The 23490-nt window shown below is 40.2% G+C and carries 22 protein-coding genes; 12 read left to right on the forward strand and 10 right to left on the reverse strand.

Annotation, left to right across the window (positions count from 1 at the left end):
* Positions 1 to 439: 439 nt before the first annotated feature.
* A complete protein-coding gene (locus AX660_RS05380) occupies positions 440 to 976 on the forward strand; it encodes a gamma carbonic anhydrase family protein (RefSeq protein ID WP_068373600.1) in 537 nt (178 codons plus the stop codon).
* On the opposite strand, the gene AX660_RS05385 is transcribed toward AX660_RS05380, so the two are convergent.
* Positions 973 to 1218 carry a DUF1488 family protein gene (locus AX660_RS05385; RefSeq protein ID WP_068373603.1) on the reverse strand — a complete coding sequence of 82 codons (246 nt, stop codon included), beginning with the start codon at positions 1216 to 1218 and terminating at the stop codon, positions 973 to 975. The two genes, AX660_RS05380 and AX660_RS05385, sit on opposite strands and share 4 nt — an antisense overlap.
* Positions 1215 to 2036 carry a shikimate dehydrogenase gene (gene aroE / locus AX660_RS05390; RefSeq protein WP_068373606.1) on the reverse strand — a complete coding sequence of 274 codons (822 nt, stop codon included), beginning with the start codon at positions 2034 to 2036 and terminating at the stop codon, positions 1215 to 1217. The genes AX660_RS05385 and aroE overlap by 4 nt, the downstream gene beginning before the upstream one ends.
* 25 nt (positions 2037 to 2061) lie before the next feature.
* On the opposite strand from aroE, the gene AX660_RS05395 reads away from it, so the two are divergent.
* On the forward strand, positions 2062 to 2493 hold the full coding sequence (locus AX660_RS05395; protein WP_068375230.1) for a group II truncated hemoglobin: 432 nt from the start codon (positions 2062 to 2064) through the stop codon (positions 2491 to 2493).
* Here AX660_RS05395 and hemF read toward each other — a convergent pair whose 3' ends face one another.
* From hemF to AX660_RS05425, 6 genes are all read right to left on the reverse strand, one after another.
* Positions 2494 to 3423, reverse strand: a complete 930-nt coding sequence (gene hemF / locus AX660_RS05400; protein WP_068373609.1) for an oxygen-dependent coproporphyrinogen oxidase — start codon at positions 3421 to 3423, stop codon at positions 2494 to 2496.
* 3 nt (positions 3424 to 3426) lie between these two features.
* On the reverse strand, positions 3427 to 3990 hold the full coding sequence (locus tag AX660_RS05405; RefSeq protein WP_068373612.1) for a Sua5/YciO/YrdC/YwlC family protein: 564 nt from the start codon (positions 3988 to 3990) through the stop codon (positions 3427 to 3429).
* A 68-nt stretch (positions 3991 to 4058) separates the two neighbouring features.
* Complete coding sequence (locus AX660_RS05410; RefSeq protein WP_068373615.1) at positions 4059 to 4625, reverse strand: DNA topoisomerase family protein; 567 nt, start codon at positions 4623 to 4625, stop codon at positions 4059 to 4061.
* A gap of 39 nt (positions 4626 to 4664) precedes the next feature.
* Positions 4665 to 5141, reverse strand: coding sequence for a DUF494 family protein (locus AX660_RS05415; protein WP_068373618.1), 477 nt, complete (start codon positions 5139 to 5141; stop codon positions 4665 to 4667).
* A gap of 1 nt (position 5142) precedes the next feature.
* Positions 5143 to 6285: a DNA-processing protein DprA gene (gene dprA / locus AX660_RS05420; RefSeq protein ID WP_068373621.1), complete on the reverse strand. Its 1143-nt coding sequence runs from the start codon at positions 6283 to 6285 to the stop codon at positions 5143 to 5145.
* A 17-nt stretch (positions 6286 to 6302) separates the two neighbouring features.
* On the reverse strand, positions 6303 to 7379 hold the full coding sequence (locus AX660_RS05425) for a LysM peptidoglycan-binding domain-containing protein (protein WP_082768744.1): 1077 nt from the start codon (positions 7377 to 7379) through the stop codon (positions 6303 to 6305).
* A 213-nt stretch (positions 7380 to 7592) separates the two neighbouring features.
* On the opposite strand from AX660_RS05425, the gene def reads away from it, so the two are divergent.
* From def to trkA, 4 genes are read left to right on the forward strand one after another with little or no spacing between them, the layout of a single operon-like run.
* Entirely contained in the window at positions 7593 to 8102 is a 510-nt protein-coding gene (gene def, locus AX660_RS05430; RefSeq protein ID WP_068373625.1) for a peptide deformylase, read from the forward strand.
* A 7-nt stretch (positions 8103 to 8109) separates the two neighbouring features.
* Complete coding sequence (gene fmt / locus AX660_RS05435) at positions 8110 to 9075, forward strand: methionyl-tRNA formyltransferase (RefSeq protein WP_068373628.1); 966 nt, start codon at positions 8110 to 8112, stop codon at positions 9073 to 9075.
* Positions 9068 to 10390 (forward strand): 16S rRNA (cytosine(967)-C(5))-methyltransferase RsmB, encoded by a 1323-nt coding sequence (gene rsmB, locus AX660_RS05440; protein ID WP_068373632.1) that lies wholly within the window; start codon positions 9068 to 9070, stop codon positions 10388 to 10390. The genes fmt and rsmB overlap by 8 nt, the downstream gene beginning before the upstream one ends.
* Before the next feature lie 27 nt (positions 10391 to 10417).
* Positions 10418 to 11797: a Trk system potassium transporter TrkA gene (trkA, locus tag AX660_RS05445; RefSeq protein ID WP_068373635.1), complete on the forward strand. Its 1380-nt coding sequence runs from the start codon at positions 10418 to 10420 to the stop codon at positions 11795 to 11797.
* A gap of 113 nt (positions 11798 to 11910) precedes the next feature.
* Here trkA and AX660_RS05450 read toward each other — a convergent pair whose 3' ends face one another.
* Positions 11911 to 13362 carry a TrkH family potassium uptake protein gene (locus AX660_RS05450; RefSeq protein ID WP_068373638.1) on the reverse strand — a complete coding sequence of 484 codons (1452 nt, stop codon included), beginning with the start codon at positions 13360 to 13362 and terminating at the stop codon, positions 11911 to 11913.
* Between the two features lie 752 nt (positions 13363 to 14114).
* Here AX660_RS05450 and polA point away from each other — a divergent pair.
* A complete protein-coding gene (gene polA / locus AX660_RS05455; RefSeq protein WP_068373642.1) occupies positions 14115 to 16874 on the forward strand; it encodes a DNA polymerase I in 2760 nt (919 codons plus the stop codon).
* A gap of 399 nt (positions 16875 to 17273) precedes the next feature.
* Here the strand turns inward: polA and yihA are convergent, their stop codons facing one another.
* Positions 17274 to 17906, reverse strand: coding sequence for a ribosome biogenesis GTP-binding protein YihA/YsxC (gene yihA / locus AX660_RS05460; RefSeq protein WP_068373645.1), 633 nt, complete (start codon positions 17904 to 17906; stop codon positions 17274 to 17276).
* A gap of 204 nt (positions 17907 to 18110) precedes the next feature.
* Here yihA and AX660_RS05465 point away from each other — a divergent pair, with 204 nt between their 5' ends.
* From AX660_RS05465 to glyS, 5 genes are all read left to right on the forward strand, one after another.
* Positions 18111 to 18734 (forward strand): c-type cytochrome, encoded by a 624-nt coding sequence (locus tag AX660_RS05465; protein ID WP_068375236.1) that lies wholly within the window; start codon positions 18111 to 18113, stop codon positions 18732 to 18734.
* A gap of 493 nt (positions 18735 to 19227) precedes the next feature.
* Entirely contained in the window at positions 19228 to 19740 is a 513-nt protein-coding gene (yihI, locus tag AX660_RS05470) for a Der GTPase-activating protein YihI (protein ID WP_068373648.1), read from the forward strand.
* Between the two features lie 11 nt (positions 19741 to 19751).
* Positions 19752 to 20192: a DUF2489 domain-containing protein gene (locus AX660_RS05475; protein WP_068373650.1), complete on the forward strand. Its 441-nt coding sequence runs from the start codon at positions 19752 to 19754 to the stop codon at positions 20190 to 20192.
* A gap of 309 nt (positions 20193 to 20501) precedes the next feature.
* Positions 20502 to 21410, forward strand: coding sequence for a glycine--tRNA ligase subunit alpha (glyQ, locus tag AX660_RS05480; protein ID WP_068373653.1), 909 nt, complete (start codon positions 20502 to 20504; stop codon positions 21408 to 21410).
* Positions 21410 to 23485: a glycine--tRNA ligase subunit beta gene (glyS, locus tag AX660_RS05485; RefSeq protein WP_068373656.1), complete on the forward strand. Its 2076-nt coding sequence runs from the start codon at positions 21410 to 21412 to the stop codon at positions 23483 to 23485. The genes glyQ and glyS overlap by 1 nt, the downstream gene beginning before the upstream one ends.
* Positions 23486 to 23490 lie beyond the last annotated feature (5 nt).

The following is a 23490-nucleotide window of genomic DNA, read 5'->3' on the forward strand; positions in this document are numbered from 1 at the left end:
TTCGTGAATGTCCACACAGATTGTCTTGTTATTAATTGTTAAAGAACATGCCATATAGGCTGCTTCCGTAGAAGCGTGCTTTAGATGCTGTCCGAAGACCCTCTTAAGCGGGACGCGCATATTACGCTATCCGGTTTCGTTGTCAACAAAGTTTTTAAAATAAATTTTAAACCCTTTCTATACAACCCGCTAATTTCCTGACTTACGTACAGTCTTCTAGCGACTCAACCTCTGGACTTAAATGACTCTTTCAAGTCTGTCCCCAAGCGAGGAGGCGCATTATAGAGAAGCCTTCATCACTTGCAACACCTTTTTTAAAATTATTGTTTAAGTGCTGGTTTATCCGACAATTAGAGCTAATTTGCTTTTTAAAGCAGCAATATGGAATGTGTTTTTGCTAAACTTTAGAAAAAGAACAGTAAGTCATTAGGATAAAAGTATGTCTTTACGAAGTTATAAAAACATCAAACCAACAATAAGTGATAGTTGTTATATAGATGAATCCGCTGTCATCGTCGGAAAAGTAGAATGTGCTGACGATGTTAGTATCTGGCCACTTGTTGCAGCTCGGGGTGATGTGAACTACATCAAGATAGGTGCTCGCAGTAATATTCAAGATGGAACTGTGTTGCATGTAACACGAGTAAGTGAATCCAACCCTGAGGGTTTTCCCTTAATTATTGGCGAAGATGTCACTGTAGGGCACAAGTGCATGTTACATGGTTGTACCTTAGGAAATCGTATCTTAGTGGGCATGGGCGCCATCATTATGGATGGCGCAGTAGTACAGGATGATGTGTTTATTGGCGGCGGAAGTTTAGTGCCGCCTAATAAAACCTTGGAGTCAGGTTACTTATATGTAGGTAACCCGGTAAAACAAGTTAGACCCCTAAAAGAGAGTGAATCAGCCTTTTTAAGTCAGTCAGCAGTAAATTACGTCAAACTTAAAAATGAGTATCTCAAAGAAGTCGTTTAAGTAAATTGGTCAATATGAAGATGAATTTGGCCTTCATTATCCATCTGTTCATTTTCAATAAGTGTTTCAAGCAACTCTTCAATATTAAACTGATGGTTGGCATAAAGACTCAATAAGGTCTTTGTGTCAGCTCCATTAATATAACAGTAAATAAGTTGACCACTATTTAGAGCCTGAATTTCCAACGACTGTTTATCTTCTTTATATACAGCCCCATCTAAAATCTGAATTGCTTGATTCATAAATTAGCTCTTAAGCTTTGAATAACAGGCTCAACTAATGGGCGAACACCACGCCACAAAATAAAACTTTCTGCCGCCTGCCCCACCAGCATTCCCAAGCCATCATAAACATTCTCGACACCTAAGAGACTAGCGTGTTGCATAAATACCGTGGGTTTATCGCTATAACTCATATCGTATACACAGTCTGATGCAGCGATGACAGAATCAGCAATAGCAGGTAAGTCACCAGATAAACTTGCCGAGGTAGAGTTTATGATTAGATCGAAAGGCTGAGTATAAGAAGTCAATGCATCAAAACCACAGCCCTCTAATATTTCCGAGGGTAACAAAGAAGCTAATACTTGTGCTTTTTCTGCGGTACGATTTGCAACCAAAAGTAGAGAAGGCTCCTCAGATAATAAGGGCTTGAGTACTCCACGTGCAGCCCCGCCCGCGCCTAAAAGTAATATACGTTTATTTTTTAATGCTATCCCTAAGCGCAGTAAATCTTGCACTAGGCCAGGGCCATCTGTAGTTTCACCAAAAAAACGTCCATTCGGCTGACGTTTAATCGTATTGATCGCACCTGCCAGTTGCGCACCAGATGAAAGTTCATCAACCCACTGTGCTGCCAACTCTTTAAAAGGAGCGGTTATATTACAACCTTGAGCCAAAGGATTGCTAAAGAAGGTTTCCAAGTGCTCAATAAAATCTTCTTTAACTGCTAGCATACGTGCATATTGCAACTCTTGCCCTGTTTGTTGTGCAAACATAGAGTGAATAAGTGGTGACTTGCTTTGGGCAATGGGGTTACCAAATACTAAATACTGATCCATGAATTTAAAATCCGTTGTAACAACTATGCTGGGAAAGTTAACTCAAAACCCGCCACAAAAAAACCAAGAAGTTGCGCAAGTTACTCCATACGTGTTAATCGGTGGGGAGCAAGGAGTGCGTAAACTAACCAATCGTTTTTACGACATTATGCAAAATGACGATAAGGCCAAGGAATTATTGACAATTCATCCTCAGCCAATGTTGTCTATAAGGCAAAAGTTTTTTGAATATTTATCAGGTTGGATGGGCGGTCCTGCACTCTATGAAACAAAATACGGCCACCCTCGGTTACGAGCACGGCACTTGCCCTTTACTATTAATAAGCAAATGCGTGATCAATGGATGTACTGTATGGACTTAGCAATGGATGATGTCATTGACCACCCAGAGCTAAAAAAGAGTCTACATGATGCATTTTACCAACTTGCTACCCATATGATTAATCAAGAAAACTGATTAATCCTCTAAACCTAACCAATCCTGAGGTTTGAGAAAACGTGCATACAATTCAGCTTCAGGCGATCCTGCAGTCGGAGTATATGCATACTCCCAGCGAACTAAAGGTGGCATCGACATTAATATGGACTCGGTGCGCCCTCCACTTTGCAAACCAAAAAGGGTGCCACGGTCATATACCAAGTTGAACTCCACATAACGGCCACGACGGTATAATTGAAAGTCTCGCTCTGCTGGGCTAAATGACAACTCTTTACGCTTTTCAAGAATGGGGACATAGGCTTCTAAAAAGCCATCTCCCACTGCTTGCATAAATTTAAAGGATTTATCAAAGCCCCATTCATTAAGATCATCAAAAAACAACCCGCCGACTCCGCGGGTTTCATCACGGTGTTTAAGATAAAAATACTCATCGCACCAACGTTTATAACGAGGATAAACCTCCTCACCATAAGGCAAACAAAGTTTATGAGCTACTTTATGCCAATGTACTACGTCCTCTTCAAAGGGGTAATACGGGGTTAAGTCAAAGCCCCCACCAAACCACCAAACGGGGTCTTCACCTTCTTTTTCAGCGACAAAAAAACGCACATTGGCATGGGTAGTTGGCACTTGGGGGTTAAGTGGGTGGATAACCAGCGAGACACCCATCGCCTGAAAGCTCCGTCCTGCCAGTTCTGGCCTTGCCAGTGTCGCAGAGGGCGGTAACATGCCACCAAAAACATGAGAAAAATTGACCCCGCCTTGTTCGATGACTGCACCATTAGTTAATACGCGAGTACGGCCTCCACCACCTTGCTCACGTTGCCAATTATCTTCTATAAACTCACCACGACCATCAGCCAGTTCTAGCGTTTGGCATATACTGTCCTGCAGTTTTAGTAGGTATTGTTTGATTTTCTCGAACTTAATTGGGGCTTCACTATTCATTAACTAATTTTCTCTAATTACTTTGCCAGTATAACCATGGCGGATCATGCTGGGCTTAAGGGCTCCACCGAGCTCACCAGCAATCAACACTACTTTGTCGGCAAATTGTGTGATGACTTGTTCAGGTGTTTGCGCTGCTGGGTAAGTTGAAATATTGGCGCTGGTTGATACCAAAGGTTTTTGGAACAATTCACATAGTTCTTGGATCAAGGGATGCTGACTTACTCGCACGGCAATAAAATCTGAGCCGCCAGTGATCCAAAGAGGAGCCTTTTTTGATGCAGGCAATAACCAAGTATTTGGGCCAGGCCAACTTGAAAAAATCTCGGTGCGCCTGTCCATCGGGATTGCTGCATCATCAACATAGGCTAAAAATTGCGAATAACTGCGTGCGACAAGTATTAAGCCTTTAGTCACACTACGCTGTTTAAGACGGAGTAGTTCTGTGACTGCAGATTCATTATCAGGATCACAGCCAAGGCCATATACGGCTTCGGTTGGATAAGCAAAAATACAGCCTTGAACAAACTGCTGCTGTAACTGTTGTGCAACGGATTTATCTAACATTGACCTAATGGACTAAAAGCAAATTCACAAAAGTGTAAAACACCCAAGCCTTGCAAGAAACTAAAAATTTAGGTCTTTGGCATTTGTTTATGCCCACATAATCGCTGGGGGCATTGTAAAACGTTGCCTTGGGCTGATTTTTTTTCAAGCATTAAAGGCCAAGCGCATTTAGGACAAGGAGTAGCTACAGGTAAAAAGTTAACTACATATTTGCACTTAGGGTAGTTATCGCAGGGATAAAACTGTTTGCCAAATTTATTAGAGCGCTTACTCAAATGCCCATCTTTACAGCTTGGACAACTTACTTTTTCTTCACTAATTGGTTTGCTTGATTCAATGTAAACGCAGGTAGGGAAATTACTACAACCAATAAACAGCCCATAACGGCCTTTTTTGATTACTAAACTTTCACTACACAGAGGGCAAGCCGAACCTTCAATAACCTTAACCTCGGCACTTTCGTAATCGTGCAAAGGTTTGGCAAAGTCACAACTTGGGTATTGGCTGCAACCAATAAAGGGGCCAGATTTACCATGTTTGATTTTAAGAGCCGAGTGACATTGTGGACACAAATCATCGATTTGTTCCAAAGCATGTTCGTCGGCCTTAAATAATGAATGATCGATTTTAGACACAGATTACCTATCACTCATTAAACATAAACGCGATTCGATTTAGTGAAGTGGCCCTTCGGGCTCTTCAAACAATAAATCTTCCATTTGCGCGTAGGCGTTTTCTTTGCCGGGTACATTAAATAACACCATTAAAACGACCCATTTCATGTCTTCAAGGCAGAATTCTTTGGATTCGATTTCCATTACCCGGTCAATAACCATTTCCCGAGTATAAGAATCGAGCACATTGATTTGCTCTAAAAACAGCAGAAAACCGCGACACTCTACATCCAGACGCATTTCTTCATCATGGGTGTATATCCGCATGGAATAATTCGCCGTGCCTTTAACCAAATAGGGATTAATATCCGTTTCTTGTAAGGCGGCTAATTTTTCCAGCCAAGATAAAGCTTTGTAGATTTCGTCGTGATGAAATCCAGCACGAATAAGCTCATCGGTGAGCTCATCTTGGTCGACACGGATTTCTGTTTCACTGTGAATGAAGTTTTCAAATAGATACATGAGGATATCGAACATGTTATTTTTCCCCCAATTTGATGTAACCGCCTGGAACAGCTGTTACTAAACCACGCAACTCATATTCTAGTAATTGTGACATAACTTCCGACACCGTCATGCCGCTGCGCTCAGCCACTATATCTAGTGGTGTGGCTTCAAAATCTACACTATCTAACAAAAGGTCTGTTGCCAAGCATTCAATGCTATTTTTTTTAGTTTTATTTGAATTTGTGACATCAATGTTAAATTCAAGCTCACTAAACTCTTCATTTATATCGGCAATACAGGTTACTAACTTTGCTCCTTGCTGAATTAAATAATGGCAACCTTTTGTTAATGGGTTATTAATATTACCAGGTATCGCAAACACCTCTCTATTTTGCTCAGTCGCATACCGCGCAGTGATTAATGACCCACTTTTTAGAGCCGCCTCAACGATTAAAGTTCCTCTTGATAAACCACTGATAATTCGATTCCGCCGCGGAAAATTTTCTGGTAACACAGGTGTTAGAGGGGCAAACTCAGAAATAATCACTCCGCCACCAGCGATGATGTCCTCAGCTAGTTTACGATGTTTTCTAGGATAAATGTTGTCGATGCCTGTACCTAACACTGCAATGGTCGGCCCTTTGGCTTGTATAGCGCCTTCATGAGAAAAGCCATCAATGCCAAGTGCTAAACCGCTGGTAATCGTCCAACCGCATTGGCTTAAATCATGTGCAAAAGACTTTGCATATTCTTTACCGCTAATACTAGGGTTACGACTCCCCACTATCGCCATTTGTAAATTTGCTAGCTTGTTTTGGTCACCATAACCAAATAGCAGTATGGGAGGGCTGGAAATTTCTTTGAGTAACAGAGGATAAACACTGTCTTCCAAATTCAAAACAAAGCGATTGTTGTCGCCATTTAACCACTGGATACTTTGCTGAATAAGTTCAACATTGGGATGAAGGATGGCTTCAACTTGAACAGGATTAAAGCCTATACCTATTAACTCTGCCTGAGTGGCAGTAAAAAAGTCGCTGATATTCCATTGCAACTTTTTGCATATTTTAGCGTAGCTTGCTGCACCAAATTTAGGAATAGAGGCTAAATGTAACCAAGCAAAAAGTTCATCAGTTTTGTTTAGCCGTTTTGCTAAGTCAACGTCCTGTTGCACACTCCCTCCTTTATCTCTTAAGGTTTAGCGACTATTGCACCTCTTTTAATTACTTTAGATGACTTAGTGATAAGTGCATAACTGGCTTTCTCAAAAACTTTAAATACAATCACTTCACCTATTTTTAACGCTGGCTGGATAATATCGCTGTCCATAATAAAAGCGTTGGCCATTGGGTTATTTTCGCCCTTATATTTTGGTTTTTCATCATCAATAATATTAGGGCCATTAGTATATATCCCCATCACCATGCCTGCGGAAACTTGCTCAGCACCTAAATCAATAATCACCACGTTATATTTGCCTAATAAACGATGCTGTTCCAAATCATCAATAATATAACCACGCTGTTCTTGCGCGGCACTGAGCATAATGCTGTCTGGTGATTTGTTTTCGTCCGGTACCAAACGGTCGCCACGTTTGACTTCATAGTTGGCATCTTCGATTTTAACTAAGCGTTGATTATCAAGCTCTGCATCTACGGCTTCCGCATTAGCAACATGTCTGATTTGCAAACCTATAAAATTACCTGATAAGTCATAAATTTCATTTTGTTTGCGTAGCACCTTAAAATTTGATTGATAGGAACGTGATGCTTTACTCAAGGTTAAATTATTACTGGCAAACAGCACTGAACCGTCCTGATTACCCAAAATATAGGGATGACGTTCATAGTCAACCTGTTGCATTATCTGATCGTCTTCAATAAAGGGCTTGATCACAGACCAGGGTAAAGCAGGGATAGGATCTGGCTCTTTTACTAATTTACTGCCTTGAGGCGACATTTTGATGACGGTTTTAGCTTCTTGGCGCGATAGCTCTAGTACCATCTCACCCTGCTCGTTTTGCCTTAACAACAGCTCATCGCCAGGATAAATGAGGTGAGGATTCTGAATATGTACATTGGTGCGCCATAATTCTGGCCATAACCAAGGTTTATCTAGGTACATTTTAGATATGTCCCACAAGGTATCGCCTTTTTGCACGACATATCTCTGTGGCGCATCCTGTTTGATATTAATCACATCAGCCCAACATAGAGCTGGCAACAGTATTAATGCCGTCAGAAAATTCAGTATTTTTTTGCTCATCATTATCTAAGCCTTGGTGCTAGCACTATTATGTTTTGGATCCATTTAGGCTAGAATAGCCCAAAGTAAGTTGTGTTAAATAGTCAATTCTATTTGCACGTATAGTTAACAATACATGCATAGTATGTATTTAATCCATTTTTATGCAAAAGTGGAGCGTCGTTAAAACATGTTCTGGATACTCAATATCAGAACCTTTAATAGTTGAACAGCATCATGGCTATATTAGAAGTATTACGTTTTCCTGATGAGCGTCTGCGCACCATCGCCACCCCAATTGATAAAATTGATAAAGAAATTCAAACCTTAATTGACGACATGTTAGCAACCATGCTGGATGAAAATGGCATTGGTTTGGCCGCAACCCAAATCAACGTGCACAAACAACTTGTGGTTATCGACGTTTCCGAAGAACAAAATGATCCGCTGATACTGATTAATCCAGTGATTACACACATGGATGGAAAGACTATCAGTGAAGAAGGTTGTTTATCGGTGCCCAACAACTACGCAAAGGTAGAGCGTGCTGAAAAAATCACAGTAACAGCCTTAGACAAAACAGGAAAAGAGTTTTCATTGGAAGCAGATGGTTTATTAGCTATTTGCATACAACACGAACTTGATCACCTAAAAGGTAAACTGTTTGTTGATTATTTATCACCACTTAAACGTCAACGCATTAAAACTAAACTTGAAAAAGAAGCACGTTTAGAAGCGAAAGGTTAACTCTTCATTGAATTCAAAACTAAAAATAATTTTTGCCGGAACGCCTGAATTTGCCGCAAACCATCTACAGGCACTTATTGATTCAGCACATCAGGTTGTCGCAGTATACAGCCAACCTGATCGCCCCGCTGGCAGAGGCAACAAATTACAAGCCAGCGCAGTAAAACAACTTGCGCTGGAACATAACATCCCTGTGTTGCAACCTGTATCGCTCAAAGAATCCAAGGCTCAGATTGAACTTGCGGCGCTTGATGCTGACATTATGGTAGTGGTTGCCTATGGTCTCATTTTACCCCTAGCCGTACTCAACACACCGCGTTTAGGTTGTATTAATGTGCATGGCTCACTGCTACCCAAATGGCGTGGAGCCGCACCGATTCAACGCTCAATTTGGGCCGGTGACGCAGCAACTGGCGTTACCATTATGCAAATGGATGAAGGCTTAGATACTGGCCCAATGTTGCTTGAGCGCTCAATTCCTATCGAAACCAACGATACCAGTGCATCTTTGTACAGCAAATTAGCTGACATAGGCCCTCAGGCTTTAATGGAGTACTTAGGCAATATTCAATCTCTAGGGCCTCGTAAACAAGATAATGCACTAGCGAGTTACGCCAAAAAACTCAGTAAAGAAGAAGCCTGTATTAATTGGCATTATAGCGCTATGCAACTTGAGCGTAATGTCAGAGCCTTTAATCCTTGGCCAGTTAGTTATTTTGAACTGCAGAGCATTACGATCAAGGTATGGCGCAGTGAAGTGGTGGTTAATAGCACTTATAAAAACAGCCTACCAGGTCAAATATTACAAGCAGATAAACAAGGTATTTTGGTAAAAACAGCCCAGGATTGCCTCTTACTGCAAAACATACAATTACCCGGTAAAAAACCTATGAATAGCGCTGATGTTCTGAATGGTCGCAGCGATTTATTTGTGGTGGGTAGCATTATTCCAAGTTCATCATTTAATGAGTAATCCAAACACAAAAAATAAAAACAACCTACGCGCTGATGCTGCATTCGTGTTGTATCAAATACTTGAACAAGGTAAAAGTGCTAGGGAATGTTTACCCGCCATGCAAGCCAAACATATGGATCAAGATAAAGCTTGGCTGCAAGAAATGGTATTTGGTGTATTAAGGCAACTGCCCATCTTGCAATACTGGCTGCGATTATTGCTTGAAAATCCACTGAAAAATAAATTCAAAGTAGCTGAACATTTAATTTTATTGGGGTTTTATCAAATTGCCTTTAGTCGGGTAAGTCAGCATGCCGCGGTATCGGAAACTGTTGAGGCCTGCAAACCACTCAAAATTGATGCCATGAAGGGTTTGGTGAATGCCATACTGCGAAATTTTATTCGTCAGGATATGCAAGACAATAAGCCTGACGATGCTCAGATTTTGTCTGGCCTGCCCAAATGGCTATATAAAAAGCTGAACCTTGCTTACCCTGACCAACTTGATGATATTATTCAACAAATTGAATCTAAAGCACCATTGTGGTTGCGGGTTAATACAAAAAATATTTCTCACCCTGATTTTTTGATCGCGTTAACTCAACACGCTATCGAATATTCATTATCACCACTACATGCTGAAGCGGTCATTTTAAGTAAAGGCGCAGATATCATCAGTTTACCTGGTTTTGTCCAAGGTTGGTTTGCTGTACAAGACGGTGCAGCTCAACTGGCAGCGCATTATTTGGCACCACAGGCCAATGAACGTATTTTAGATTGTTGCGCGGCCCCTGGTGGTAAAACAAGCCATATACTTGAACTAGCGGATAATTTAGAGCTCATAGCGCTCGAAATAGATAGCCAACGAATGACCAGAGTCGCTGAAAACCTCGAACGATTAGGCCACAGCGCTCAATTAGTTGTTGGGGATGCGAGTCGCCCAACAGATTGGTGGGATGGTCAACAGTTCGATCGTATATTATTAGACGCACCTTGTTCTGCCACCGGCATTATTAGGCGCCACCCCGATATAAAATGGCTGCGAAAAGCCAAAGACATTGATGCTTTAGTATTAATTCAGCAGCAAATACTCGATGCCATGTGGTTACTACTAAAACCAGGTGGGGTGCTGCTCTACGCCACATGCTCCATTTTAGCGGAAGAAAATCATCAACAAATTGACGATTTTTTAGCACGAACTACAGATGCCAAACTTGACCCCGAGTTTAAGCACGATGCCATACACTGCGGACAACAGATCCTGCCTGGAAACCAACAAATGGATGGTTTCTATTATTGCAGGCTGCTAAAGTCAGCTCAGATTAATGTTTAAAGACCAACAGGTTAGATTCAAAGCTCGATGAAAATTATTATTCTTGGCGCCGGACAGGTTGGAGCAACACTCGCAGAAAATTTAGTGGGTGAAAAAAATGAAATTACTGTCATCGACTCTGATGCCGAAACACTTAGATTGCTGCAAGACAGGCTGGACCTACAAGTAGTGCATGGCGTTGGTTCTCACCCTGATATATTGAAAAAAGCCGGCGCAGAGGATGCCGATATGCTTATCGCTGTAACTAACAGTGATGAAAGCAACATGATGGCATGTCAGGTTGCTTACAGCTTATTTAAAACCCCTACCAAAATTGCCCGTGTCCGCTCAGAACAATACATTATTTATCAGGAACAACTGTTTAAACACCAAGATGTACCCGTTGATCATTTGATAGCACCAGAACAACTTGTTACCAAAGCCATCAAACGACTGATTGATTATCCAGGCGCTTTACAGGTCGTTGAGTTTGCTGGTGGCAAAGCCAGCTTAGTAGCGGTAAAAGCCTATTACGGTGGTTTGTTGGTCGGTCATGCGCTTTCGACATTGAAAAAACACATCCCTAATGTAGATACCCGCGTAGCTGCAATTTATCGACGAGGTCGACCAATCCGGCCACTCGGTACGACTATTATCGAAGCTGATGACGAAGTATTTTTTATCGCCGCGACTAAACACATTCGTACTGTAATGAGCGAACTACAAAAACTCGAGTCTAGTTATAAGCGTATAATGATTGCGGGTGGCGGCTTGATTGGTGCTGGTCTAGCCAAATTACTTGAACACAATCACAACGTTAAACTTATTGAATTTAATCAGGAAAGAGCCAAACACTTATCCGCCACCTTAGATAAAACCATCGTGTTTTGTGGTGATGCATCGGATCATGAGTTGTTAACCGAAGAAAATGTACAACAAGTGGATGCTTTTATCGCAGTGACCAATGACGATGAAGCCAATATCATGGCAGCAATGTTGGCCAAAAGGTTAGGCGCCAAAAAAGCCATGGTATTGATCCAACGCGGAGCCTATGTAGATTTAGTGCAGGGTGGTGAAATTGACATCGCATTTTCGCCTCAACAGGCAACCATATCAGCCCTGCTAACCCACATCAGACGTGGCGATATAGTCAACGTGTACTCGTTAAGACGGGGCGCTGCAGAAGCTATTGAAGCCATAGCTCATGGCGATCACAATACTTCCAAGGTAGTAGGTCGAGAGATCCGTGAGATTAAACTTCCTCCAGGCACCACCATAGGTGCTGTAGTACGTCACGACGAAGTGATTATTGCCCACAGCAATACCAGGATAGAAGCCAATGACCATGTCATTTTGTTTTTAGTCGACAAAAAATTTATTGGTGATGTTGAAAAACTTTTCCAGCCCAGTGCATTCTTTTTTGGTTAAAACTCACGAATCAAAAAATCATACTTGCATTAAAAATTAGCGAGATGAAATAAGTAAAGTTTTAGGTTTAAAAGATACAACTATTCTAAAATAGCTATTAATGTCCGTCGCATTTAACTGCGCCAAAAGGTTGGAGAAAACAATACTAGTAACGAGAAAATCTCTAGACGACCAAATAACATTGCTAAGACCAAAATCCATTTACCGCTATCTGAAACATCGGCATAAGTGCCTGCAACTGAGCCAAGACCTGGACCTAAATTATTAAGGGTCGCTGCGGTTGCCGTAAAGGCAGAGACATCATCCATCCCTGTTGCAATTAAACACACCATAACGATAACAAATATCATGGCGTAGGCAGAGAAAAAGCCCCACACAGCCTCAACGATCCTATCAGGCAAAGCTCGACCACCGACTTTAACTGAGTATATGGCTTTAGGATGAATTAACCTGTTAACCTCTCGTTTACCTTGTAAAAATAGCAAAAAAATCCGTATGACTTTCAAGCCACCTCCGGTTGAGCTTGCACAACCACCGATAAAACTAGAGAAAATTAACATAATCGGTAAAAAAGCAGGCCAATGCGCAAAGTCGGTGGTAGTAAAACCTGCAGTTGTACTGACAGATACCGATTGTATAAGCGCCTGATCCAAAGCTATTCCAGCATCGGCAAACCAAGAATATTCAACCAAGGTGATAAAACAGACAAATACCAAGCTAAATTGAATAATAAAAAAAACTCTTAGCTCAGGATCATAAAAGTATCCCTTAAGCGAACGGCCACTCACTGCACCATAGTGCAAGGCAAAATTTAGTGCAGCAATCCACAAAAAAACCACACAAACCAGGTTTACTCCTACACTATCAAAATGACCAAGACTGGCGTCATAATTAGAAAATCCGCCGATAGCTACGGTAGAAAAGGCATGGCATATAGCATCAAACAAGTTCATGCCGACAAGCCAAAAAGCAACAGTACAAGCGATAGTTAGCGACAAGTATATGTACCATAGATGTTTAGCCGTATCGGCAATACGCGGCGTCATTTTAGAATCTTTGACTGGCCCAGGTATTTCAGCTCGATACAACTGCATACCACCCACACCTAAAATTGGCAGTATAGCAACAGCTAAAACGATGATCCCCATCCCACCAAACCATTGCAATTGTTGACGATAAAATTGCACGGCCTTAGGCAGGTAATCTATCCCTTCGATGACCGTTGCTCCCGTCGTAGTCAAGCCAGAAAAAGATTCAAAAAATGCATCCGTAATAGACATTCCCGGTTGTTCAAGTAATAAAAAGGGTAAGGCACCGAAACTGCCCAATACTGTCCAGAATAATACGACGATTAAAAAACCTTCTTTAGCTCTTAAGTCTTCTCGATAGCGTCTATTAGGGTACCAAATGAGTATCCCTGTCACTAAACACAGGATAAAAGCCAATAAAAATGGCAAGCCACTTCCATCTTGAAAGACCAACGAGACCAGTGCAGGGGGGATCATAGTGACACTAAAAAGAGCCACTAAAAGCCCTAAAATTCGGACTATAGCGCGATATTGCATGACTTAGATTTTACTCACCAAAATATCTCAAAACATTTATCGAACAATTTGCCAAGTCTATTGCTAAAGCTGACGTAAATCATTGGTTTATTGTATAAATTTTTAATATTGAACATTGCTCTACAAATGCTAGGTTTAAGTGCGTTATTTTTGGCTGCAGCGATAAAAACGCTATACCTATTTATCCTGTTGCCAGTCTACATCTCTATTGAACCACATTATCTGAGGAATATTTAATAAATAAAATCAAGACTTAAAACTTAGCTGCCCATATTTTATTAGAATAGGTAATTTAGCCAAGTTAGTTTGCACTCACTTTAATTTGTTGCCAATTTAACGATAGAGATTACCTTGAATATTATTTTTATCAGGCTGCAGCCCTTGGCACTCAAGACTTATACCTTTAGTGGTGATTCTACGCGGTGTTTTAGCATAAATATTTATTTAAAAAGCGCTTTTCTTGCTGCAAATTTATGTGTATCGTCTGTGCCGGTGATGATAGCAATAAGTATTTAGCAAAAAAGTTATCCACAACTCTTATATTCTACTACCTGCTTGTTAAAATATTTTCATGAACCCCATATTTATTAGCTTAAATCGTTAAAACTCGGTTTTTCTAACTGCATATATATTGTGTTTGATAACAACAATAAACAGAGTTATCCACATATTTTAACTACATCTTGATATAGATGAATGGCCAGCCTTATGGCATTCTTCAATGATACTTATTAATTCTTTTTGGATGTCACATGGCCATCGATAAATCACATATTCCGCATAAGCCTTTTATTCTGATTGATGGCTCATCTTATCTTTTTAGAGCTTTTCATGGCATGCCACCTTTAACCAACTCTAAAGGTCAAGATACAGGAGCGATTTACGGAGTGGTTAATATGATCCGTAGCCTGATTAAGGAGTTTGAACCCACTAATATAGCAGTAGTATTTGATGCAAAAGGTAAAACTTTTAGAGACGATATTTATACTGAATACAAAGCAAACCGACCTTCCATGCCAGAAGAGTTGCGCTCACAAATAGCCCCTCTTCATCAAATTATTACTGCCATGGGTTTACCCATTATTGTCGAAGACGGGGTTGAAGCTGATGATGTAATAGGCACATTAGCAAATCAGGCATCGAAACTTGGTATGCCCACCTTAATTAGTACCGGCGACAAAGATATGGCTCAGTTAGTAGATGAGCATGTTATTTTGATTAATACCATGAACAATCACGTCATGGATCGCGCCGGTGTTATTGAAAAATTTGGTATCCCGCCTGAACTAATCATCGATTTTCTTGCACTCAAAGGTGACAAAGTAGACAACATACCTGGTGTGCCGGGTGTGGGGGACAAAAGCGCATTAGGACTTCTGCAAGGCATAGGTAATCTTGACCAAATCTATTTAAATTTGGATAAAATCGCAACGCTAGATTTTCGTGGTGCTAAAACAATGGCTCAAAAGATGGTCGAGAATGAAACAAACGCTCGCCTATCCTACCTTCTAGCAACCATAAAATTAGACGTAGTTCTCGATTATTCGCCGTCAGAATTGCAACCTACAAAACCAGATTACGACACTTTACAAAAATTATTCGCAGAATATGAATTTAAACGTTGGTTGCAAGAAGTATCTAAACACGATGAAAAGCCAAGTTCGAACACACCAGTGGAGGAACTATCAAATGAAATTCATAAAGAAAAATACCAAACTATTCTTAGCATGTCTGAACTGCATCTTTGGTTAGACAAGTTATCGAAAAGTGAGCTGTTTGCCTTTGATACAGAAACGACCAGTTTAAACTACATGGATGCAGAGCTAGTTGGCATGTCTTTTTGCATAATAGAGGGCGAAGCAGCTTATTTACCACTTGCTCATGATTACCCTGACGCTCCTGATCAATTGAACAGACAAGAAGTATTAGCCTTGTTCAAACCCTTGTTAGAAAACCCACACATTAAAAAAGTGGGACAGCATCTCAAATACGATAAAAACGTATTAGCTAATTATGCTGTCAACTTACAAGGCATAGCTTACGACACCATGCTTGAGTCCTACGTGTTAAACAGTGTTGCAACAAGACACGACATGGATAGTCTTGCGCTTCGCTATTTGGGGCATCAAACCATTCACTTTGAAGATATTGCCGGCAAAGGAGCCAAGCAACTTACGTTTAACCAAATACCGCTGGAACAAGCATCCGCTTATGCCGCAGAAGATGCAGATATTACCCTACGCCTGCATAATGTATTGTGGCAGAGCCTTAAAAGTGAACATGGATTACCAGAAGTACTCAATGAGATAGAAGTTCCTTTGTTGACTGTGTTGGCCAAAATGGAGCAATTTGGTGTACTTATAGATAGCCAGCGCTTGGCTCAGCAAAGTCAGGATTTAGCGGCTAGAATTTTACAGCTTGAAAAAGAAGTACACCTTTTAGCGGATGAAACTTTCAATTTAGGCTCAACCAAACAACTGCAAGAAATTTTGTATACAAAAATGGGGCTACCGATACTTAAAAAAACCCCAAAAGGCGCTCCATCAACCTCTGAAGAAGTATTACAAGAGCTAGCTCTTGATTACCCTTTACCTAAGTTGTTAATGGAATATCGCGGCCTATCTAAACTAAAAAACACCTACACAGACAAGTTACCCAAGATGATAAATGCAAGGACCGGCAGAGTGCATACATCTTATCATCAGGCTATAGCGGCGACAGGACGTCTATCATCTACCGATCCTAACTTGCAAAACATTCCAATTAGGACTGAAGAAGGACGCAGAGTAAGGCAAGCTTTTGTGGCTAGACCAGGATACAAGATAGTTGCTGCAGATTACTCACAGATAGAATTACGCATAATGGCACATCTATCTAAGGATAAAGGCCTCATCAAAGCCTTTGCTGCAGGAAAAGACATTCATACAGCAACCGCTGCCGAAGTATTTGGGGTAGCTGTAGAACTAGTGAACACGGAACAAAGAAGAAATGCTAAAGCCATCAATTTTGGGCTTATCTATGGAATGTCTGCGTTTGGTTTATCACGTCAACTTAACATCCCACGTCAAGATGCCCAAAAATACATGAATTTGTATTTTGAGCGCTACCCTAGTGTCTTAGACTACATGGAAAACACTAGACTCGTTGCGAAAGAGCAAGGTTATGTAACCACGGTATTTGGACGACGTTTATATTTACCAGAAATCAATGCAAGTAATGTTATGCAAAGAAAAGGCGCTGAACGTGCCGCGATAAATGCTCCAATGCAGGGTACCGCAGCAGATATCATTAAAAAAGCGATGATATTAGTTGACGAATGGATCTGCGATTTACCTTTTGATGAAGTCAGAATGATCATGCAAGTACATGACGAGTTGGTTTTTGAAATAAAACAACAAAATGTTGATACTCATAGAAACACAATTATCAAGCTTATGGAACAAGCAGCAGCTCTTGATGTCCCGCTAACGGTAGAAGCTGGAATAGGAGATAACTGGGACGAAGCTCACTAGATATTTTCAATATCTTGTAAAAAAAACACTACCTTGTAATTTAGTTACAAAAATAAGTTGGAATGAATTTCATATTTGAATAAACTTGTCGCTGTAGGGTACAGAGGTGAGAAAATTCAAACCTTTGTTTTGGCCTCGGCAATATTATTGTCGAGGTTTTTTTTGCAATTTTTTAACAACATTGAACTTTTTTAAAATACCACCGTCTTAATTTACAGTTTATGTGTGTCCCTATGTGTTTTGCCCCACCATTGTGTGGGGCTTTTTTTTGTCTGTAAATTTGAATATGTTATAAAACGAATTGAACCATTAGGAATTGATGCACTCTGAATTATTGGTTTTTATGTGTTTTCTCAAAAGTCCTTTTGCCCCATTATTATATGGGGCTTTTTTATAATCCTATAGATCTTCGATATCGCTATCATGTGATTTTTTTGCATGGTAGCCAAACCAACTATCCAGTTTTATCTGCAAGTTTTCTAGACCTATGTTTGTTAAAGACGAAAAAACATCGACAGTGACATCCCCGCAAAATGCTAAGGCCGCTTCTCTAACCTTCAAAAGTTGGTTTTTACGATTGCCAGATTTTAATTTATCGGCTTTAGTTAATAGTGCCAACACAGGAATTTGTGCGTTAACTGCCCAATGGATGAGGTCTTGATCTGAGTCTTTAAAAGGATGCCGAATATCCATCAGCACAATAATCCCCTTTAAACTTTCGCGCTTTTGCAGATACTCCCCTAATGATTTTTGCCACTTTTCTTTAACCGCCATTGGCACTTTGGCATACCCATAACCAGGAAGGTCAATCAAACGCCTATTTTCATCAAGTTCAAAAACATTGATGAGTTGCGTTCTACCAGGAGTTTTACTGGTTCTAGCTAATGATTTTTGCCTAGTTAGTGTATTTAGCGCACTGGATTTTCCTGCATTAGAGCGCCCAGCAAAGGCAACTTCAATGCCTTTGTCCTCTCCCAAATGGCTAATATCTGGTGCGCTAATTCGAAATTTAGCCTGACTATAATGACTCACAAATAGTTCCCTATTGATACTTTAATAAAATTTACGACTTATTTTCCAGAGTATACCAGCAATTTATACATCTTCTGACTGCCAAGCGGCCGAATAAATCAAACTAATATCGTGGAAGTTATTTTACTGTTGCAGTAAATGTGTAAAATAAGGAATGTTTCTATAAAAGAATAGCCAGCTAATCAAATGCTTAATGAGAATATTATGAAAAAAGTGGGTTTACTTATCTGTTTGTTTTTTGGTGTGAGCAATGTTTCGCTAGCACAAGGTAATGCTGAAGAAGGCCAGAAAAAGTCTGTGGCTTGTGGCGCTTGCCATGGTGCAGATGGTAATAGTCAAATTGATATGAATCCCAAACTCGCTGGGCAGCACGCTGGTTATTTAGTAAAGCAGTTAAATGAATTCAAATTAGCTAGCGAGTCCGCTGGTCTACAAGGTCGAAATAATGCAGTAATGAATGGCATGGCTGCGGTTTTAAGTGAACAAGATATACTGGATATTGCAGCGTATTTTGCTAGTCAAAAACCTTCATCAGGCGAAGCCCCCGAAGATGTTATTGAATCTGGCCACAAATTATATGTAGGTGGAGATTTAGAAAGAGGAGTCACAGCATGTATTGCTTGTCATGGCCCTCATGGTGACGGTATTAGTTTGGCAGGTTTCCCAGACATAAGTGGTCAACATTCTGCATACCTGAAAAGTCAACTAGAAGCATTCCGCTCTGGTGAGCGCAATAACTCACACAATGGCATGATGGAAGATATCGCTAAACGACTAACCGATAAAGACATCGATATTTTGTCAAAATACATTGCTGGTTTGTACTAGCCAAGAATTTTAAAAAAACGACTTCGGTCGTTTTTTTATGCGCGTTATATAGTATTTTTATTTCGTAAGTACTGTTGAATTATTTCATTTGTAAAAATATTGTAATTTTTTGTTAATGCTGTATTCTCTACGCCAATTAAAAACAACAGGGATTTACAGGCAATTTGCTTGTCAAGGAAGAATATCAAATGGTTGACGCCATTTATTTAGACTACAACCTTGGAATTATAGGGACTATTAATAAAGAGTCAGGATGACCTAAAACAACAACTAACTTCGTTAATAATAATAAAAAGTGAAGTTCAGTCGGATCCATTGCTTTATCGATGGATCATTATTGGGAGATGTGTCAGCTGACACTTGTATCTGCAAAAAGGCGATGATTAATTATCATCGCCTTTTTTCTGTTTTATTTTTAATCTGCACCACTATATTACCCAGTCCAGACAAATTTACGTTAGAATAGCGCCATTAATTTATATCGGTAGTTACTATGGCTAGAAAACTAAAATCTCGTAAAATTGGGTTGATTGGCGTTCGAAAATCCCCTGACTTTAAGCGAGTTGAAAAAGAAAAACGAGTTAAAAATGGGTTAGGAAAACCAGCAGGGAGTCGCAACAATCAACCCGTTGCAAACGATGGAACAAACAAAGTTAAAAGCAATAATGATCCAAGATTAGGTAGTAAAAAACCTGTAGATTTATTTGCTCAGACAAACGAACTCGAAAAAGTAAAAACTAAGGTTAGGTTTTTCACGCCAGAGCAAGAATTAGCGAATATCGAAAATGATGAGAAATTGTCTCTACTTATTCAACAATCGGACAATGGCTCAGAAATTGACAGAGCAAGTCAAAACTATGTCAATCAACAGTTGAGCCGACATAAACAATTGTGTGAAATGCTTGGGATAGTAGAAGAAGGCATCGTTGAAGAAGTAGATCATGACGATGATGATCTATATGCTAAATTCGAAAGAATCAATGTAAACAAACTAAAAGACTTTTGACTTTCTCATTAATGATTTTATTACTCATATTGACTGCTGTTGCCCTAATTGCTGCGTTGGCGTGGTATGCAGGGTCGCTGTTGTTTAAACTGCAATTGCAAAAACAAAAAATTGAAAACGTTAGAACACAAAGACTGACGCAGATCCTTGAAAGTATTCATGTCATCTCACTAGCCATGGCACAGCAACAATGTAATTTATCGGAAGGTTGCATCAGGTTGTATCATTTACTTGAAAGCCTTCCAATAAAGAATAAGCCTGATTTTAGCGTTAAGTATTCAGGCATTTATGCTCTCTATCAAGAGGTAAAAGATCTGCCCACCCACGAAGCAAGAAAACAATTGTCCACACTCGAAAGAAAACTTCAAGATATACAAAGAGAAGAAAAAGAAACGCATTTTGGATCTCAGGTTCTTGCCGACGTTGCTAGACTAAAGGTGTTGTCGGTCTAATTCGCAGGCCAGCATTTTGGATTGCAAGATGAAGTTTTTTTACATTGTTCTAAAAACCAAATTTGCACACGTGGTTAAGCTAAGAGTTTTATTTGTCCCTTAATATTACCAGCAGAATGCTAGTTGCCACTTCAACATCTAACCTCATAGTATGCATACCAACCTTCAAGCCCTCACGCAGCAATTTAGTACGTTATTTTTTATATTTTTATTGTTTTATTAAGCTAAACAAGTCATTTAGCCTACATTCGCGCTTTGACAGCGGGTATACTTACCGCCGTTTTTTATTTTTGATGTTGGCAGAGGATAATGCAAAAGTTTGACTGTAAGACGTTTCAAGGCCTTATTTTGGCCCTGCAAGATTATTGGGCTAGACAGGGTTGTGTAATCATACAGCCATTGGACATGGAAGTTGGTGCTGGTACATTTCACCCAATGACTTTTTTGCGTTCTATCGGACCAGAGCCAATTAGTAGCGCTTATGTACAACCTTGCCGTAGGCCAACAGATGGACGTTACGGCCAAAACCCAAACCGCTTACAGCATTATTATCAGTTTCAGGTGATGCTAAAGCCGTCCCCAGACAATATCCAAGAGTTGTACTTAAAATCTCTTGAAGAGTTGGGTTTCGATCCAACCGTTAATGATATTCGTTTTGTCGAAGATAACTGGGAGTCACCGACCCTTGGTGCTTGGGGGCTTGGCTGGGAAGTATGGTTAAACGGCATGGAAGTCACGCAGTTTACCTATTTTCAGCAAGTTGGTGGACTTGAGTGTTTTCCTGTTACCGGTGAAATTACTTACGGTTTAGAGCGACTCGCCATGTACATTCAAGGTGTAGATAGCATCTATGATTTGGTTTGGACTGATGGCCCAAGAGGCTTAGTCACTTACGGCGATATCTTTATGCAAAATGAAGTTGAACAATCTGCTTATAACTTCGAACACGCAGATGTTGCTGCAATGTTTGCCAATTTCGATCAATACGAAAGTAATAGCCAAAAATTAATAGCTGCAAACTTGCCATTACCCGCCTACGAACAAGTCATGAAAGCATCTCACGTATTTAATTTACTAGATGCACGCCATGCCATATCAGTAACAGAACGCCAACGTTATATTTTACGAGTACGCACCCTGTCTAAAGCCTGCGCAGAAACGTACTTTAAAGCGCGAGAAACCCTAGGATTTCCAATGTGTAAAGGGGAACAACAATAATGAACGTGGAAAATTTACTCATTGAAATTGGAACAGAAGAGCTGCCTCCCAAGTCACTAGCAAAATTAGCAAGCAACTTTGCTCAGAATATTGAAAAGGCATTTACAGAAAGTGAGTTTAGCTTTAGTAGTGTAACTTGGTATGCGACACCACGCAGATTAGCGGTATCCGTGCTGCAATTGGCTGAAATGCAGAACGACCGAATAGTAGAAGTTCGTGGACCTGCTGTTACAGTAGCCTTTGATGCAAGTGGCAACCCAACGCCAGCGGCAATTGGATGGGCAAAGTCAAACGGCATTAAAATTAGTAATACCACTAGACTAAAAACCGACAAAGGTGAATGGCTTTATTACAAGGGAACAGAAAAGGGCTTAGCGGTTTCTCAACTCATAAGTACAATAGTTGACAAAGCCTTGGCGACACTCCCCATACCAAAACCTATGAAATGGGGCAGTAATACCATTCAGTTCATTCGCCCTATTCATACAGTCACAATGGTATATGGCAAGAAACTAGTTTCAGGAAAAGTTTTTGGAATTGAATCATCTAGAACAATATTGGCGCATAGATTTATGGGACCAAAAAGTTTTGTACTTAACTGTGCTGATGATTATCTGCAAGATTTAAAAAATAATTTTGTCATTGCCGATTTTACGCAACGAAAAGAACTGATACGTCAACAAATCCAAGATGCTGCTGCTAAAGAGAATGCTGTAGCCGATATGAACGATGAACTGTTAGAAGAAGTTGCGTCATTAGTTGAATGGCCTGTAGCACTTGTAGCAAGCTTCGATGAGTCATTTTTAGCTGTTCCTAAAGAAGCTTTGATTTATACAATGAAAGGTGACCAAAAGTATTTTCCACTGTTAGATAGTGCTGGAAACTTAAAATCTCGCTTCATTTTTATCAGCAATATTGAAAGCAGCAAACCCGAATTAGTTATAAGCGGCAATGAAAAAGTCATCCGCCCTCGCCTCGCCGATGCAGAATTTTTCTTTAATACAGACAAAAAACACACTCTTGAGTCTAGGCTAGAAAGTTTAGATACTATTTTGTTTCAAAAACAATTGGGTAGTTTGTTAGATAAAACCAAACGTATTGCAAACTTGGCCTCATCAATCGCTCAGTCCCTTGGTGCAGATGCAGAACTTGCACACCGAGCAGGAATGCTAAGTAAGACAGATTTAATGACCAATATGGTTATGGAATTCCCTGATGTACAAGGCATTATGGGTATGTACTACGCAACAATTGACGGTGAAAATTCTGAAGTCGCAACCGCTCTAAACGAGCAATATATGCCACGGTTTTCCGGTGATTCACTGCCTCAGTCGCCAATCAGTATTTCACTAGCAATAGCTGACAAGATTGATACTTTGGTTGGTATCTTTGGAATTGGACAAGTTCCTAAGGGTGATAAAGATCCTTTCGCGCTAAGACGCGCAGCTATTGGGTTATTGCGGATCATTGTTGACAAAAATTTACCTATTGATTTAGAAATTGTGGTTGAAGCTTCAATTAGTACTTTTGGTGATAAAGTCCAAATGAGTGGGCTAAAACAAGCCGTTGTAGATTTTGTGCTAGCGAGATTTAAAGCCTGGTACCTAGAGCAAGGTATAGAAATTGATGTCATACAAGCCGTGTCTGAAATTAGGCCAACTCGTCCTGCTGATTTCGCTGCTAGGGTACAAGCGATTACCCTATTTAAGAATAATCCAGCTGCTATAACTCTCGCTGCCGCTAATAAACGCGTTGCGAATATATTGGCTAAAAATCCCGTGAACGACTTTAACACAATTGACTCGAGATTATTGAAAGAGTCAGCAGAGCAAGACCTAGTTAATGCTTTAGAAGCGACTGAGGCTAAGTTAGAGGGCTTATTGGGCAATGGAGATTATAATGGCGCACTTGAGAACTTAGCTAAGCTTAGAGGGCCGATAGATGATTTTTTTGAGAATGTTATGGTAATGGCGGATGAACAAGATATTCGTAATAATCGCCTGCATATTTTATCTCGATTAAGAGCTTTGTTTTTAAGTTGTGGTGATATTTCGCTACTCAGTCAACAAGCTTAGTCTCA

It is taken from the genome of Paraglaciecola hydrolytica (genome assembly GCF_001565895.1).
GTDB classification, from domain to species: Bacteria; Pseudomonadota; Gammaproteobacteria; order Enterobacterales; family Alteromonadaceae; genus Paraglaciecola; species Paraglaciecola hydrolytica.

What these genes read in the sequence shown, in the direction of transcription:
- aroE (WP_068373606.1), bottom strand. Translation starts at nt 2,036, where the DNA reads ATGGATCAGTATTTAGTATTTGGTAACCCCATTGCCCAAAGCAAGTCA.
- AX660_RS05415 (WP_068373618.1), bottom strand. Translation starts at nt 5,141, where the DNA reads ATGTTCGATATCCTCATGTATCTATTTGAAAACTTCATTCACAGTGAA.
- AX660_RS05450 (WP_068373638.1), bottom strand. Translation starts at nt 13,362, where the DNA reads ATGCAATATCGCGCTATAGTCCGAATTTTAGGGCTTTTAGTGGCTCTT.
- AX660_RS05475 (WP_068373650.1), top strand. Translation starts at nt 19,752, where the DNA reads ATGATTTTATTACTCATATTGACTGCTGTTGCCCTAATTGCTGCGTTG.
- AX660_RS05465 (WP_068375236.1), top strand. Translation starts at nt 18,111, where the DNA reads ATGAAAAAAGTGGGTTTACTTATCTGTTTGTTTTTTGGTGTGAGCAAT.
- AX660_RS05395 (WP_068375230.1), top strand. Translation starts at nt 2,062, where the DNA reads ATGCTGGGAAAGTTAACTCAAAACCCGCCACAAAAAAACCAAGAAGTT.
- AX660_RS05405 (WP_068373612.1), bottom strand. Translation starts at nt 3,990, where the DNA reads ATGTTAGATAAATCCGTTGCACAACAGTTACAGCAGCAGTTTGTTCAA.
- def (WP_068373625.1), top strand. Translation starts at nt 7,593, where the DNA reads ATGGCTATATTAGAAGTATTACGTTTTCCTGATGAGCGTCTGCGCACC.
- hemF (WP_068373609.1), bottom strand. Translation starts at nt 3,423, where the DNA reads ATGAATAGTGAAGCCCCAATTAAGTTCGAGAAAATCAAACAATACCTA.
- AX660_RS05380 (WP_068373600.1), top strand. Translation starts at nt 440, where the DNA reads ATGTCTTTACGAAGTTATAAAAACATCAAACCAACAATAAGTGATAGT.
- glyQ (WP_068373653.1), top strand. Translation starts at nt 20,502, where the DNA reads ATGCAAAAGTTTGACTGTAAGACGTTTCAAGGCCTTATTTTGGCCCTG.
- polA (WP_068373642.1), top strand. Translation starts at nt 14,115, where the DNA reads ATGGCCATCGATAAATCACATATTCCGCATAAGCCTTTTATTCTGATT.
- glyS (WP_068373656.1), top strand. Translation starts at nt 21,410, where the DNA reads ATGAACGTGGAAAATTTACTCATTGAAATTGGAACAGAAGAGCTGCCT.
- AX660_RS05385 (WP_068373603.1), bottom strand. Translation starts at nt 1,218, where the DNA reads ATGAATCAAGCAATTCAGATTTTAGATGGGGCTGTATATAAAGAAGAT.
- yihI (WP_068373648.1), top strand. Translation starts at nt 19,228, where the DNA reads ATGGCTAGAAAACTAAAATCTCGTAAAATTGGGTTGATTGGCGTTCGA.
- AX660_RS05425 (WP_082768744.1), bottom strand. Translation starts at nt 7,379, where the DNA reads ATGATGAGCAAAAAAATACTGAATTTTCTGACGGCATTAATACTGTTG.
- rsmB (WP_068373632.1), top strand. Translation starts at nt 9,068, where the DNA reads ATGAGTAATCCAAACACAAAAAATAAAAACAACCTACGCGCTGATGCT.
- trkA (WP_068373635.1), top strand. Translation starts at nt 10,418, where the DNA reads ATGAAAATTATTATTCTTGGCGCCGGACAGGTTGGAGCAACACTCGCA.